15 protein-coding genes are annotated in these 13,735 nt (G+C 57.2%); 9 read left to right on the top strand and 6 right to left on the bottom strand.

Going from position 1 to position 13,735, the window contains the following annotated elements:
* Both ABNH18_RS02870 and ABNH18_RS02865 read left to right on the top strand, forming a co-directional pair.
* Entirely contained in the window at positions 1–666 is a 666-nt protein-coding gene (locus ABNH18_RS02870) for an alpha/beta hydrolase (protein WP_349381381.1), read from the top strand.
* A 233-nt stretch (positions 667–899) separates the two neighbouring features.
* Positions 900–1,286, top strand: coding sequence for a hypothetical protein (locus ABNH18_RS02865; protein WP_349381380.1), 387 nt, complete (start codon positions 900–902; stop codon positions 1,284–1,286).
* A 51-nt stretch (positions 1,287–1,337) separates the two neighbouring features.
* Here the strand turns inward: ABNH18_RS02865 and ABNH18_RS02860 are convergent, their stop codons facing one another.
* From ABNH18_RS02860 to coxB, 4 genes are read right to left on the bottom strand one after another with little or no spacing between them, the layout of a single operon-like run.
* Complete coding sequence (locus ABNH18_RS02860; RefSeq protein ID WP_349381379.1) at positions 1,338–2,216, bottom strand: cytochrome c oxidase subunit 3; 879 nt, start codon at positions 2,214–2,216, stop codon at positions 1,338–1,340.
* A 28-nt stretch (positions 2,217–2,244) separates the two neighbouring features.
* Complete coding sequence (locus ABNH18_RS02855; RefSeq protein ID WP_349381378.1) at positions 2,245–2,820, bottom strand: cytochrome c oxidase assembly protein; 576 nt, start codon at positions 2,818–2,820, stop codon at positions 2,245–2,247.
* A gap of 35 nt (positions 2,821–2,855) precedes the next feature.
* A complete protein-coding gene (gene ctaD / locus ABNH18_RS02850) occupies positions 2,856–4,463 on the bottom strand; it encodes a cytochrome c oxidase subunit I (RefSeq protein WP_349381377.1) in 1,608 nt (535 codons plus the stop codon).
* Between the two features lie 14 nt (positions 4,464–4,477).
* Entirely contained in the window at positions 4,478–5,686 is a 1,209-nt protein-coding gene (gene coxB / locus ABNH18_RS02845; protein ID WP_349381376.1) for a cytochrome c oxidase subunit II, read from the bottom strand.
* A gap of 397 nt (positions 5,687–6,083) precedes the next feature.
* Between coxB and ABNH18_RS02840 the strand changes: the two genes are divergently transcribed.
* Entirely contained in the window at positions 6,084–6,419 is a 336-nt protein-coding gene (locus ABNH18_RS02840; RefSeq protein ID WP_349381375.1) for a DUF1820 family protein, read from the top strand.
* Positions 6,420–6,625: 206 nt separating this feature from the next.
* Here ABNH18_RS02840 and ABNH18_RS02835 read toward each other — a convergent pair whose 3' ends face one another.
* Positions 6,626–6,778, bottom strand: a complete 153-nt coding sequence (locus ABNH18_RS02835) for a hypothetical protein (protein ID WP_349381374.1) — start codon at positions 6,776–6,778, stop codon at positions 6,626–6,628.
* 243 nt (positions 6,779–7,021) lie between these two features.
* Entirely contained in the window at positions 7,022–7,297 is a 276-nt protein-coding gene (locus ABNH18_RS02830; protein WP_349381373.1) for a twin transmembrane helix small protein, read from the bottom strand.
* Positions 7,298–7,570: 273 nt separating this feature from the next.
* Between ABNH18_RS02830 and ABNH18_RS02825 the strand changes: the two genes are divergently transcribed.
* From ABNH18_RS02825 to ABNH18_RS02800, 6 genes are all read left to right on the top strand, one after another.
* Positions 7,571–8,323: an SURF1 family protein gene (locus ABNH18_RS02825; protein WP_349381372.1), complete on the top strand. Its 753-nt coding sequence runs from the start codon at positions 7,571–7,573 to the stop codon at positions 8,321–8,323.
* Positions 8,323–8,937: a redox-active disulfide-containing membrane protein gene (locus ABNH18_RS02820; RefSeq protein WP_349381371.1), complete on the top strand. Its 615-nt coding sequence runs from the start codon at positions 8,323–8,325 to the stop codon at positions 8,935–8,937. Before ABNH18_RS02825 ends, ABNH18_RS02820 begins: the two co-directional genes overlap by 1 nt.
* Positions 8,938–8,952: 15 nt before the next feature.
* Positions 8,953–10,014, top strand: coding sequence for a COX15/CtaA family protein (locus ABNH18_RS02815; RefSeq protein WP_349381456.1), 1,062 nt, complete (start codon positions 8,953–8,955; stop codon positions 10,012–10,014).
* Positions 10,011–10,922: a heme o synthase gene (cyoE, locus tag ABNH18_RS02810; RefSeq protein ID WP_349381370.1), complete on the top strand. Its 912-nt coding sequence runs from the start codon at positions 10,011–10,013 to the stop codon at positions 10,920–10,922. The genes ABNH18_RS02815 and cyoE overlap by 4 nt, the downstream gene beginning before the upstream one ends.
* Positions 10,923–11,129: 207 nt before the next feature.
* Positions 11,130–11,717, top strand: coding sequence for a LemA family protein (locus tag ABNH18_RS02805; protein WP_349381369.1), 588 nt, complete (start codon positions 11,130–11,132; stop codon positions 11,715–11,717).
* Between the two features lie 12 nt (positions 11,718–11,729).
* Positions 11,730–13,661 carry a M48 family metalloprotease gene (locus tag ABNH18_RS02800; RefSeq protein ID WP_349381368.1) on the top strand — a complete coding sequence of 644 codons (1,932 nt, stop codon included), beginning with the start codon at positions 11,730–11,732 and terminating at the stop codon, positions 13,659–13,661.
* The last annotated feature ends 74 nt before the right edge of the window (positions 13,662–13,735 follow it).

Raw genomic sequence — 13,735 nt, 5'->3', positions numbered from 1 at the left:
ATGAGCGAAGTATTGCCTTGTGTTGAAATCGAACCGACCACAAGCGCCACCGCCAGTGTCATCTGGCTACACGGTTTAGGCGCCAGCGGAAACGATTTCGAACCCATCGTGCCGGAGCTTCAGTTGCCTGCCGATCTCTCCGTGCGGTTTATCTTTCCCCATGCGCCGCAGATTCCTGTGACGGTCAACGGCGGCATGGTGATGCCCGCCTGGTACGATATTCTCGCCATGGATATTGATCGTAAAGTCGACGAAGCCGGCGTGCTGGCTTCTGCCGATGCGGTGGATGCACTGATTGAGCGGGAAATCGCCCGCGGCATTCCCAGCGAACGCATCATCATTGCCGGTTTTTCCCAAGGTGGCGCGGTCGCGTACCAAGCGGCCCTGCGTCAGCCCAAACCCCTGGCTGGCCTGCTCGCGCTCTCCACCTACATGGCCATGCCTGTCACACCCAGCGAAGCCAATGCCAAGCTTCCCGTGATGATCTGCCACGGCAGCATGGACCCCATGGTCCCCGAACAACTGGGCCAACGCGCCGTAGCCACCCTTACCGAACTGGGCTATTCCCCGCAATACCGCAGCTACCCCATGGAACACATGGTCTGCCTGGAGCAAATCCGCGAGGTTGGCCAGTGGTTGACCCAGTGTCTGACGCCTGACGCCTGACAGCACACAGAAGCGTCTGGTTACGGCTAGGCCTAACCAGACCGTCTTCCTTCTCTCCCATCGCTTTTCACCAGCCATTCTTGCCAGCAAGACCGGTATTTCCATCCAGGCTTCACTGCGACAATCCTTGCTGATGTTTCACAATGCATGCGCGTTGCTTGCACATTCTCTTATTACCCTGAAGGCCTCAGTCACTCAGCCACATGAAGCGTCATTTGGCTTAGGAGGTTTTCATGCGTAAAGGAATTATCGCTACCGCCACCATCCTCGTCAGCAGTCTGGGCAACCAGGCCATTGCCTCGCCACCGGCGTGGAACAATGCTCACAAGCATCACCCTGAAAAGCCCTATTTTCATCCGCAGGCACACGTGGTGCATGTTGGCAAAAAACCATCATGGAATCGCCACTACGTTACCCCCCGACGCCACTACGATGCCAGCTGGTATCGCTTCGCTTATGCAGGACAAAATCTGCCACATGATTTACGCCTGAACCGGTATTACTTACCGAAACATGCCCAGATCCGGCGCCCGGTAAACGGTGTTACCGAACTGGTTATCGCTCATCAGATCATCCGCATTCTCGACGCAACACACACCATTATTAGCGTCAGTCGTTAACTATCAGACAAAAAAAAGGCGCCCTATGGGCGCCTTTTTTGCTGAACCGGATTACAACCAATAGACGGTGATAAACAGGAACAGCCATACCACGTCCACGAAGTGCCAGTACCAGGCACCCGCTTCCCAGGCGAAGTTGTTCTCTTCATCAAAGTGCCCTTTGATCACACGCACCAAGGTCACAAACAGGAAGATGGTACCGATAGTCACGTGCGCACCATGGAACCCGGTGAGCAGGAAGAACAGGCTACCGTAGATACCGGCATCCAATGTCAGCCCCATGTCATAGGCATGAACATATTCCAATGCCTGCAAACCCAGGAAGATTACACCCAACACGACTGTGGCTGCCTGGAAAACAATCAACATGCCACGCTTACCTTCCAGCAGAGCGTGGTGAGCGATAGTCAAAGTAATAGAAGACACCAACAGAATAGCGGTGTTGATGGCCGGCAAGCCCCATGCGCCCATGGCTTGAGTAGTATCACCAGCCGGAGTCAACGTCAGCGGCCACATGGCCTGGAAGTTCGGCCACAGCAGCTCGTGGGTCATGGCGTTGCTGCCTTCCCCGGACAACCACGGCAGGATCAACCAGCGGGTGTAGAACATGGCGCCAAAGAAGGCCGCGAAGAACATCACCTCGGAAAAGATGAACCACAACATACCCTGACGGTAAGAGCCGCCCAGCTGGTTGCTGTGCAGGCCGCCGACAGATTCCTTGATCGTGTCACGCCACCACAGGGCGATCACCACCAGCAACCACGTCAGTCCCAGGAAGAACAGCGGCTTGCCGATGAAGCTGGGCTCCATGTCTGCCATGGTGCTCTGCTGGATGAAATGCGCACCACCGATGGCGGTCATGAACAAGCCAATGGACGCGGTCAGCGGCCAGGGGCTGCTCTCGGGAACGTAATACTTTTCAGTAGCCATTAAAAAATCTCCTCTACAACCGGCTGTTCTAGTTAGCAGCCACGCTGTTGTTTTTACCGGCGACCCGCTCTGTCACATCGAAGATCGTATACGACAGAGTGAATTGGTTAATGTGACTGGGAATTTCCGGGTCCAGATAGAAAATCATCGGCATGTCTTTACGCTCACCCGCCAGCAATGTTTGCTGATCAAAACAGAAACACTGTGTCTTGTGCAGGTATCGCGCCGCTTCCCCCGGTGTGACCGACGGGATGCTCTGGGTAATCATGTCCGATGACGTCGGGTTGCTTGCGAAAAAATGCACCAAAGTAATTTCCCCCGGATGCACTTTTACCCGCCTGGTTTCAGAGGAAAACTCCCCACTGATCCCATCGCCTTTCTGGGTGATAAATTCCACCGTCACGGTACGGTCTGCCACCACGTTTTCAGGCACTTGGGTGGCCGCCGTACTGGATGTTTTTCCATTCAGTCCGGTGACATCACAGATAACGTTATAAAAGGGCACCATGAGGAAGGCGAAGCCAAACATGGCCACCGCCCAGATCAACAGCTTTTTCAGCGTGCGCTTGTTGCGCTGTTCAACACTGAGCTGTTCGTCGCTCATGGTGCCTCCGTCAGTCTCTGTTACTTCACTCTCTGTTACTTGACTACCGGCGGGGTGTCATAGGTGTGGAACGGCGCCGGTGACGGCACTTCCCATTCCAAACCTTCAGCACCTTCCCACGGTTTAGCCGGAGCTTTTTCGCCTTTCTTCATGGCGCACAGCACAGTGATCGCCAGGAACAGCAGCTGTGACAGACCAAACCAGAAGCCGCCAATGGAAATCCAGAAATTGTAGTCCGCAAACTGCAGTGCGTAGTCAGCGTAACGACGCGGCATGCCGGCCAGGCCCACGAAGTGCATGGGGAAGAACAGCAAGTTGGAAGAAATCAGCGAGTTCCAGAAATGCAGCTCACCCAGGGTCTTGTTGGGCATGATCCCGGACCACTTCGGCAGCCAGTAGTAAGCGGCAGCGAAGATGGAGAAGATGGCACCGGTCACCAGCACGTAGTGGAAATGCGCCACCACGAAGTAGGTGTCATGGTACTGGAAGTCCACCGGGGTAATCGCCAGCATCAGGCCGGACAGACCGCCACAGGTAAACAGCACCACAAAGGCGATGGCCCACTTCATCGGCAGTTCGAAGGTCATGGACCCGCGCCACATGGTGGCCACCCAGTTGAACACCTTCACGCCGGTGGGCACGGAGATCAACATGGTCATGTACATGAAGAACAAGGTGCCGGCCAGCGGCATGCCCACAGTAAACATGTGGTGAGCCCATACCACGAAGGACAGCAGCGCAATGGACGCAGTCGCGTACACCATGGAGGCGTAACCGAACAGCGGCTTGCGGGCAAAGGCCGGGATGATCGCTGACACGATACCGAAGCTCGGCAGGATCATGATGTACACTTCAGGATGCCCGAAGAACCAGAAAATATGCTGGAACAATACCGGGTCACCGCCACCGGCGGCATCGAAGAAGCTGGTGCCGAAGTGGCGATCCGTCAGCATCATGGTGACCGCACCGGCCAGAACCGGGATTACCGCGATCAGCAGGAAGGCCGTGATCAGCCAGGTCCATACGAACAGAGGCATCTTCATCAGAGTCATGCCTGGGGCACGCATGTTGAAGACGGTTACTACCACATTGATCGCACCCATGATGGAAGAAATACCCATCATGTGAACCGAAAGGATGAACAGATCCGTGGACGCCGGCCCGTACTTGGTGGACAGCGGCGCATAGAAGGTCCAGCCAAAGTTCGGTGCGCTGGGGTTACCGGCACCAAAGGCACTCAACACCACTGAACCGATCAGGATGGTAAACGCAAAAGGCAGGATCCAGAAGGACCAGTTGTTCATCCGCGGCAGCGCCATATCCGGCGCCCCGATCATCAAGGGAATCATCCAGTTGGCCAGGCCAACCGTGGCGGGCATCACCGCGCCGAATACCATGACCAAGCCGTGCACGGTGGTCATCTGGTTGAAGAATTCCGGATCCACGAATTGCATGCCAGGCTCGAGCAGCTCGGCACGAATTACCATGGCAAGGAAACCGCCGGACAGGAACATGGCGAAGCTGAACCACAGATACAAGGTACCGATATCTTTGTGGTTGGTGCTGAACAGCCAACGTTTCAGGCCGGTCGGGGCGTGGTGATGATCGTGATGATCATCATGGGTTGCAGCTGCAGTAGACATTGCTATCCCCTCCCTTATTCGTGGTCGTTAACGTCGGCGGGCTGGATCAGATCGCCGGTATCGTTGCCGAAAGCATTACGCTCGTAGGTGATCACCGCCGCAATCTGGCGAGGTGTCAGCTGAGCCTTGAAGTTGGGCATGGCGGCACGGCCATTCACCAACACATCGATGTGTTCGTTCAGGTGCTCTTTATTGGTGGCAAACTCCGTACCGGCAAACGCCAGGCCGATACCGCCTTCACCATTGGCACCGTGACACAGGGCACAGGCGCTGTCGTAAACTTGCTTGCCTTCTTCCAGCGCCTGATCGATGCCGGCAAACGGCGTCAGATCCGGGCCAGAGGCCGCTTTTTCTTTCTCTTCAGCAATCCAGGTCTTGAACTCGTCCTGGGTCACCACTTCTACGGCAATCGGCATGAAGGCGTGGTTCTTGCCACACAGTTCCGCACACTGGCCGTAGTAAGTCCCTTCTTTGCCTTCTGGCACCAACGCCCAGGTTTCGTTAACGAAACCGGGAATAGCGTCTTTTTTGCCACCAAGATCAGGCACCCAGAAAGAGTGGATCACGTCGTCGGAGGTCACCAGGAAGCGCACTTTCTGGCCGGACGGGATACGCAATTTCTTATCCACTTCCAGCATGTAGTTGTGCCCTTTTTCGGGAGCGTCCTTACCGACCAGATCTTTCGCCGTGCCGTAAGGGAACAAGCCACCGGCAAGTACCGGGTTGTTGTACTGCTCCGGGGGAGTGGCCAGGTTGGAGAAGAAAGAGACACCAATATCGTTGTCATCTTCGTACGTCAGGTACTCGTAACTCCACTTCCAGCGATAACCAGTCACCTTCACCGTCAATTCTGACTCAGCAGTATCGTCCAGCTGAACCAGTACGCGGGTGGCCGGAACGGCCATGGCGATCAGGATAACGAAGGGGATCACTGTCCACAGCACCTCGAAAAACACGTTTTCGTGGAAGGTGGAAGGATTCGGGTTCTTGGAACGGCGGTGGCGGATCATCGAGAACAGAATCAGGCCACAGACCAGCAGACCGATAACGGTCACGATCCAGAGAACGGTGGTGTGAAGATCTTGAACATCCTGGCTGACTTGGGTTACCCCCGGTCGCAGGTCGAGATCGGAACGTTCAGTCCAGTCGCTAGCGAAGGTCATACCACTGATCATCAGTGACGTCAGACCCGCCGCCGCGCGGTGGAACAGAGTTGACTGCATGCGTTTGCTCCCTGTTTTCCCCAGCGCTACCCCGTTACAGGCACGCTTGTTCTTTGCCGTTACCGGCGCCTGGAAAGCGAGTTTCAGGATTGATGCAGCGAAACGGTCACCAGACCTTCCCCAGTCACATCCACGGCCAAGGGGGCGGCCGCTTAACGTGTCACATGGGAGGCAAAACCCAATAAAATCAAGTAGCTATTTACCGCTATGCTGATTTCATTGAATTGCCGGAGGTGTGGCAAATTGTCCCACTGCATTTATGGGCGCCAACTCTAGTCATTCGCTTGGCTAAAGTCCAGCCGAAACGTAGGGTTTATCAAGCCTTTCAGGCAGATACGATTGCCACACACTATGCTACACTCAGCCCCTGTTCCACTACCCAGCGCCCCTCTCCCCCATGCCGAAACGCCGTCCCATTTACCGCGTCATATTCCAGAACCAAGGGCAAACCTACGAAGTCTATGCCTCGGAGATATACCAAAGCGACCTGCACGGGTTTATCGAGGTGGAAGAATTCCTGTTTGATGAACGCAACGGCGTGCTGGTGGACCCGGCAGAAGAAAAGCTGAAGACGGAGTTCTCAGGAGTATTACGGTCTTATATCCCCATGCATGCGGTGATTCGTATTGATGAGGTAGAAAAAGAAGGCGTCGGCAAGATCACTGAATCACACAGCCAACCACGCACCAACAATGTTTCCCCCTTCCCCATTCCGCCAGCACCACCCAAATAGCCCGAACAGAGTCAAATCAGGCTGACCAGCAGCCCATAAGGTGACACGGCGTGTTGCGGCCGCAAATCGGCAAAAAAGAAGGGCGCCGGTTAGACCGAGCGCCCCGAGGGTTGCCTGATATTACTAAGAGGAGAAAACGTATTTTGCCTACTGAATTAGTCCGCAGGCTGATTCAAAGGTTCCCACCAGACCAAAAAAATCTTCTGCTAGCGGGAGGTATCCCGAGAGACGTGATTTCGCGCCATAGAGCGCACCGCCGAAAGCTCAGTGCGGGCGCTTTGGGCCAGCAACATGGCCTGTTCAGCCCGCGCAACCATGCGAACAAACAGAATCAGCGCAAACCGTGTCATCAACTCCATCTTCGTCTCCTGCTGCAGCGGGCCCGTCTGCTGACTCCCTGAGAGGGTCGGCCAGTTATCAGACAGCTCAATAAAAGAAGCGGGGAAGCGCGTCCGTGCTCCCTGGCCATCCTTGCTGGCCCTTCTCCGCGCATCTCGCTCAAGGCGAGTTACCGTATCAGAGACGTCTTTTCCGCCTTCGTTCACTGATCAGCGGGGTTTTTACCGGCCTTTTACAAGCAGCGCGCTACCTGCGCCAAAGCGTTACTGCGCCGGAGTTCGGGAAGGGGCCACCTCGCCGGATTGAATCGGCTCGCCATAGCGCAAGGTCGGGTTCACATCGTGAGGCTGAATCCAACCCATCATCATACTGAGCAGAATGAACAGAAACACCGCAACGGAAAAACCCACACGCCAAGCCAGCGCGCGCATAGTCTTGCCTTCTTTGCCCTGCCCTTTTACCAGCGACATGAGCGCACGCCCCAGAGAAATCATTGCCGCCAGCAGAAGAAGCACCACAATCAGCTTTACCCACCACATACTCTTTACCTCCTTCAATGCATTGCTATGGCGTCCCGCTCCGTGCCAGCGAAGCACCGCCAGAATTCCCTGGGTGAAAAGCCCGGCCAGCTATGTACAATGTGCCGCCATTGCTGTGTGGACAAGCCGAGAATCGCTGCGGGACCGCCATTTATGCGGCTATTGTAATGGCCGACTCTTCCAGTGCACGCACTATCTGACCTGCGCTGTCGCCCACGGACCGGGCAAGCCGCCGTTTTCACCACGCCACTGCTGTCACGAGGGCAGACAACCATGCCTCACACTCACCGCCGGGCACCCTGGATCGCACTGATCGCCACCTTGATTGTGGCCGGAATCTGTCTGCGGTTGGCCTTGTGGCAACTGGACCGGGCCGACGAAAAGCGCCAGTGGCTCACAGAACAGAGCGAGCGGGCCACCCTGCCGCCGGCAGACTTGCCCACCTTGCAGGCCGACGCGGACCCCATGCACCGGCGCGCATCGATTTCCGGCCATTTTGATAACGCCCACAACTTGCTGTTGGATAACCGCACGCTGAACCGCGTAGCCGGCTACCACCTGTTGACTCCATTTGAAACCCACAAAGGGCAATGGGTTCTGGTCAACCGGGGCTGGCTGCCCCGGGGCAACGATCGCGCCAAACTGCCAGCCATCGCCCCCATTACAGGAAACTTGACCGTCACTGGAGTGGCATACCGCCCTTCCCGTGATGCTTTTGTGCTCAAGGACATGCCATTGCCCGACAATCAGTGGCCATTACGGGTTCAGAAAGTGGATTTTGACGCTATTGGTGAACAACTTGGGGTAGAATTGGCGCCCTTCGAAATCCGGGTCACCCCTGAACTGGCGCTGGGTAGCAACGCACCGCTACCCCGGCACTGGCAGGACGTGACCGTGATGGGCCCGGAACGGCACAAAGCCTACGCATTGCAGTGGTTCGCACTGGCACTGGCCGCCCTGCTGATATATGTTGCCGCCGCACTCCGAAACCGGCGCAAAGCACGTAAGACGCGAGAGGAACAGTAATGACTCCACGGACCAAGAGCAGGGTCACTTTGTTAGCCATCATTGCGCCCTTTGTTCTGTTTTTTCTGGCCGGACGCTACTTGGTTGATGTCCAGGAGCTGCCCAAGGTCAACAAGGGCCAACTGCTGATTCCGCACATCGACATGGCGAGCCTGAACGCCACTGACAGCGACCAGCAACCCTACGACGGCAATCACATGGGTAACCAGTGGACCCTGCTCTATGTGGCTGGCGAAGGCTGCGATACCCGTTGCAAAAATGGCCTTTATTATCAGGTACAACAGGTACGGCTGACCTTGGGCGAAGACACGAAGCGGGTACGTCGGATGATTCTGCATACCACCCCGGCAAACACCGAATTACAGACCTTTCTCACCGACAAGGTGGACGGCATGGTGTCCATCCATGCGGCTTCTACCGATGTCACTCAGGCACTGGCGCCGGTGTATACCCCCGACGCCAGCCAGCCCATTGGCGATATTTTTCTGGTCAGCCCGGACGGCCAGATCTTCATGCGTTATCCCACGCACGAAAACATGGATGCCACCCTCGAAGAGGCGGAGAACATCCGCGTCGATCTCAAACGGACCCTCAAAGGGTCACTGATCGGTTAAGGCAGACTCTTGATTATGCAAACCCCCACCGCATCGCAGCGCTGGTTGCGCCGCTTCTGTATTCTGGCTGTGCTGATGGCCGCCGGCGTAATCATTCTTGGCGCCTGGACCCGTCTGTCCGATGCGGGCCTGGGCTGCCCGGACTGGCCTGGCTGCTACGGCCATCTGGACGTGCGCAAGGCCATTGAACATGTGGCCACCACCAACGAAACCACCCCCGGCGCCCTGCGCGAAGCACATAAAACCGTGCCGGAAATGGTGCACCGCTATTTCGCCTCGACCCTGGGGCTGGTGATCATCATCATTGCCGCCTTGTCGTTTGTTAACCGCAAACGGGAAAAACAGCCGCTGAAGCTACCGCTCTTCCTTGTTGCGCTGGTGATCTTCCAAGGCATTCTCGGCATGTGGACGGTGACCATGGGGCTGCAGCCCACCATCGTGATGCTGCACTTACTTGGCGGGTTTACTACCTTCACCTTATTGGTGCTTCTCACCGCCCGAGTATTCCGCTGGCCCAGCTTCCTCAATGATTGTGATGTACTGACACTCAAGCCGTTGGCATCCATGACCTTGGCCGCCGTTATCTTGCAAATTGCCCTGGGCGGCTGGACCGCCAGCAACTACGCAGCCGTGGCCTGCACCGATTTGCCGGTGTGCGAAGAAGGCTGGCAGGATAGGCTAAACTTCAAGGAAGCGTTTATTTTCTGGGGGCACGAGCACGACAAGCCGGACTACGAGTACGGCGTCCTTGATAACGAAGCACGCACCACCATTCACGTGATGCACCGCTTCGGCGCCCTGATGGTGACCCTGCTGGCGCTGCTGCTGGTGGGCAAGATTCTGCTGCGTGCCCGCAGCGTGTTTTTCCGTAATTTTGCGCTGGTGATTCTTGGCATTCTCAGCCTGCAAATCGGCCTGGGCCTCAGTAATGTGATGTTTGCGGTGCCGCTGGATGTGGCCGTGGCCCACAACTTCGTCGCAGTGATACTGTTGGCCAGTCTGGTGTTGTTCATTCGCGCCATTAATGTGAAGTGTGGCAAACGCCAGCCCCCCAAACAGGAAGGAGTCTCGTCATGAGTGAGTCAGCCCACTGGCGCGACTATCTCGCCCTCACCAAACCCGGCGTAGTCATGTTGCTCATGGTCACCGCGGTGGCAGGCATGTTCCTGGCCACCGAGCCGGCAGGCATGGTGCCGTTGGGAACCTTCATCCCCGCGTTCCTGGGTCTATCTCTGGCCATGATGGCGTCCGCCGCCATTAACCAGATCATGGATCAGAAAATCGATGCCATCATGAAGCGCACGGAAAAGCGCCCCCTGGTGGCCGGCAAGCTGACCCCAAAAGCGGCCATCACCTTTGCGGTGCTACTGGCAGCAGCCTCCATGGTCATGCTGTATTTCCTGGTGAACCCGATTACCGCCTGGCTGACCCTGTTCGGCTTTGTTGGCTACGCCTTTATTTACACTCTCTACCTGAAACGGGCGACCCCGCAAAACATCGTGATTGGCGGCATCGCCGGCGCCATTCCACCGCTGCTCGGCTGGACCGCCGTTACCGGTGAAGCCCACCCGTACGCCTGGCTGCTGGTGCTGATCATCTTCGTCTGGACGCCGCCACATTTTTGGGCGCTGGCCATTCACCGTCGCGACGAATACGCCAAGGCGGATATCCCCATGCTACCGGTGACCCACGGCATCCCGTTCACCCGTGAATCGGTGCTGTACTACACCATTCTGCTGTTTATCTGCACCCTGCTACCGTACCTCACCGGCATGAGCGATCTGATCTATTTGCTCAGCGCCCTGATCCTCGGCCTGGTGTTTCTGTATCACGCGGTACGCCTGCGTTTTTCCGAAGACCCGAAACTGCCGATGAAAACCTTCGGTTACTCGATCACCTACCTGTTCGCCCTGTTTACCGCCCTGCTTGTGGATCACTACCTGCCGGTGAGCCCGACCAACGTCGCCACTTGGCTCGGCGCGTGAGAACCCCGTTGCGAGATACGAGTTTCGAGTCACGAAAGGCAAGAAACAACACAACAGAATCTGCTTTTCGAAACTCGTTACTCGCCACTCGCTTGTGCCTTAAAAGACACTGCCACAGCGGTTTCATTCGCTCCCTTCTTCCCACTCTACGACTTTTGCAGTAGCTTATAGGCCAACAACAACACCGCTTGGGGAAGGATCACCTGCATGGGCACTCTGATTTTTTTCGGCATCATCATTGCCGTCATCATTTACATCATTGCCGTCTACAACCGGCTTATCGCCCTGAAGAATCGCTTCAAGAACGGCTTTGCCCAGATTGATGTGCAGCTACAGCGCCGTCACGACCTGATTCCCAATCTGGTGGAAACCGCCAAGGGCTACATGAGCCATGAGAAAGAAACGCTCACCCAGGTGATTGAGGCCCGAAATCAGGCCATCAGTGCCAAGCAAGCCGCTGCCGCACACCCGGACGACGCTAACGCTGTCACCCAGCTTGGCAAGGCGGAATCCCTGCTATCCGGCTCACTGGCCAACTTTTTTGCGCTCAGCGAAAACTACCCGGACCTGAAGGCCAACGACACCATGGCCCAGCTGATGGAAGAGCTGAGCAGCACCGAAAACCGCATCGGGTTTGCCCGCCAAGCATTCAACGACGCGGCCATGAACTACAACACGTACCGCGAACAATTCCCGCAGAACTTTATCGGTGGCCTGTTTGGCCAGTTCAGCGAAGCCAAGCTGCTCCAGATCGAGAGCGAGCAGGCACGCAAGGCTGTGAACGTCACCTTCTAACGCGGCCTTCCCATGGATTTCTTTCAACATCAGGAACGGGCCCGGCGTAAAACCGGGCTTTTGGTCCTGTATTTCATTCTCGCGGTCATCGCTATCGTGGTGTGCGTGAATCTGGCGGTATTGCTGACGCTCTTCTGGGGCGATTTTCAGTCAGTCTCGGCCAGCCAATGGTTTACCCATCCCTTCATCCACTGGATTACCGGCCTCACACTCGTCGTCATGGTGTTCGGTTGCCTGCTCAAGCTGTGGCAACTGCGCAATGGCGGCCAGGGGCTAGCCGAGATGCTCGGCGCGCGCCATATCCCCATGGACAGCACCGTCACCGGTGAAAAAAAGCTGATCAACGTGGTCGAGGAAATGAGCATCGCCTCGGGCATTCCTGCCCCCCAGCTCTATGTCCTGGACAAGGAAACCGCCATAAACGCTTTTGTTGCGGGCTTCCGGCCCTCGGAAACCGTACTGGTGGTGACCCAAGGCACCCTCAACGAGCTGAATCGGGATGAATTGCAGGGCGTTATCGCCCATGAATTCAGTCATATATTCAACGCCGACATGCGCCTTAATCTACGTTTGCTAGCCGTCTTGGCGGGCATTCTCGCGCTGGGCAAGGTGGGCGAATACCTGATTCGTGGGCAACGCCGCTCGTCGTTCAGTCGTTCTTCATCCAACAGCAAGGGCGGGGGCGGGTTGGTGTTTGTCGGGCTGGCCCTGATGGTGATCGGTTATGTGGGCCTGTTCTTCGGTCGCCTCATCAAAGCTGCCATTTCCCGGCAACGGGAACTACTGGCGGATGCCTCCGCGGTGCAGTTCACTCGCAACCCGGCCGGGCTCGGCGGCGCGTTGATCAAAATTCGTAACGGTAACGGCTCCCACCTGGCCACGCCCCACGCGGAAGACATGAGCCACATGTGTTTCGGGGAAACCCTGCACTTTCGCCTGCGTAACCTGCTGGGGACCCACCCGCCACTGGATGAGCGCCTGACCGCTCTGGGCAGCGACTGGGTGGCCCGTGCCCGCAGCCGCGCACGGGACTCGGGGAGTTCGGCTATTGGCACAGAGAACCAAACCGCCCCAGGGACTGCCGTACCCCAAGGCGCCTCAGCTTTCGCCGGCGGTAGCACAGAGCCTGCGGGCACCACCACCGCCCCGCCCCCCACTGCGTCACAGCGGGTGGGCACCGTCAGCGAACCGGATATGGGCTATGCCCGCAGCCTGCTGCAAGCCATTCCGGATGATTTGCGACACCAGATACGCTCGCCCCAATCAGCAGAAAGCGTGCTATACGCCTTGATCCTCAGCACCTCCACCAGCGACCCCGAATCGCTGCTCAAGGCACTGAACGTCAGCGACGAGCGGCAAACCCTGATGACATTGAGCCAAACCATCGGCGCACTGGGCTCGCGCCTGCGCCTACCGCTCATTGACTTGGCCTTGCCGGTGCTCAAGCCCTTACCTGCCGATACACGGGCGCGCATTCTCTCGCACCTGACGGCACTGATTCAGGTCGATAACCGTTACACGTTTTTCGAATGGGCGTTGGTGGGGCTGGCCCACCAACAACTGGGCGACCAGTCTGGCAGGAACCGCCGCACCCGTTTCCGCCGCTATGGCGCCCTGGCGGCCGAGCTGCAACTGCTGTTTTCCGTATTGACCTGGTCCAGTGGCGCCGAAGACGAAGAGGCCCGCACCCTGTTCCAGCGCAGCACCCATGGGCTACTGCCCGCCGGCCGCACCTTGTTGCCACTCACCCACTGCGCCAGCCACAAGCTGGGTAACGCTGTGGATCGGCTGGCCGACCTGTCTCCCCTGCTCAAGGGGCCGGTGATTGATGCCGCTGCCGACCTGGTGTTGGCCGACGGCAAAGTGCAAGTACAGGAAGCAGAATTGCTGCGGACCATCGCCGCCCTGCTCGAATGCCCGCTCCCTCCCCTGTTTGCCGACTGAACGCTCAGCGGCATACGGCGGGCGCCCCCATGCCACCACAACCACTCAAATGGTTTCCCGACAAGGCGCCTCCA

Origin of the sequence: Alcanivorax sp., assembly GCF_040118815.1 — a bacterium.
Lineage (GTDB): Bacteria > Pseudomonadota > Gammaproteobacteria > Pseudomonadales > Alcanivoracaceae > Alcanivorax.
This window is presented reverse-complemented; position numbering and strand designations above follow the sequence as displayed.

Bases quoted from the DNA above. Each gene is read 5' to 3' on its own strand.
- ABNH18_RS02855 (WP_349381378.1), bottom strand. From the start codon at position 2,820: ATGAGCGACGAACAGCTCAGTGTTGAACAGCGCAACAAGCGCACGCTG.
- ABNH18_RS02840 (WP_349381375.1), top strand. From the start codon at position 6,084: ATGCCGAAACGCCGTCCCATTTACCGCGTCATATTCCAGAACCAAGGG.
- ABNH18_RS02800 (WP_349381368.1), top strand. From the start codon at position 11,730: ATGGATTTCTTTCAACATCAGGAACGGGCCCGGCGTAAAACCGGGCTT.
- ABNH18_RS02825 (WP_349381372.1), top strand. From the start codon at position 7,571: ATGCCTCACACTCACCGCCGGGCACCCTGGATCGCACTGATCGCCACC.
- ABNH18_RS02835 (WP_349381374.1), bottom strand. From the start codon at position 6,778: ATGGAGTTGATGACACGGTTTGCGCTGATTCTGTTTGTTCGCATGGTT.
- ABNH18_RS02860 (WP_349381379.1), bottom strand. From the start codon at position 2,216: ATGGCTACTGAAAAGTATTACGTTCCCGAGAGCAGCCCCTGGCCGCTG.
- ABNH18_RS02815 (WP_349381456.1), top strand. From the start codon at position 8,953: ATGCAAACCCCCACCGCATCGCAGCGCTGGTTGCGCCGCTTCTGTATT.
- ABNH18_RS02820 (WP_349381371.1), top strand. From the start codon at position 8,323: ATGACTCCACGGACCAAGAGCAGGGTCACTTTGTTAGCCATCATTGCG.
- ABNH18_RS02830 (WP_349381373.1), bottom strand. From the start codon at position 7,297: ATGTGGTGGGTAAAGCTGATTGTGGTGCTTCTTCTGCTGGCGGCAATG.
- ctaD (WP_349381377.1), bottom strand. From the start codon at position 4,463: ATGTCTACTGCAGCTGCAACCCATGATGATCATCACGATCATCACCAC.
- ABNH18_RS02865 (WP_349381380.1), top strand. From the start codon at position 900: ATGCGTAAAGGAATTATCGCTACCGCCACCATCCTCGTCAGCAGTCTG.
- cyoE (WP_349381370.1), top strand. From the start codon at position 10,011: ATGAGTGAGTCAGCCCACTGGCGCGACTATCTCGCCCTCACCAAACCC.
- ABNH18_RS02870 (WP_349381381.1), top strand. From the start codon at position 1: ATGAGCGAAGTATTGCCTTGTGTTGAAATCGAACCGACCACAAGCGCC.
- ABNH18_RS02805 (WP_349381369.1), top strand. From the start codon at position 11,130: ATGGGCACTCTGATTTTTTTCGGCATCATCATTGCCGTCATCATTTAC.
- coxB (WP_349381376.1), bottom strand. From the start codon at position 5,686: ATGCAGTCAACTCTGTTCCACCGCGCGGCGGCGGGTCTGACGTCACTG.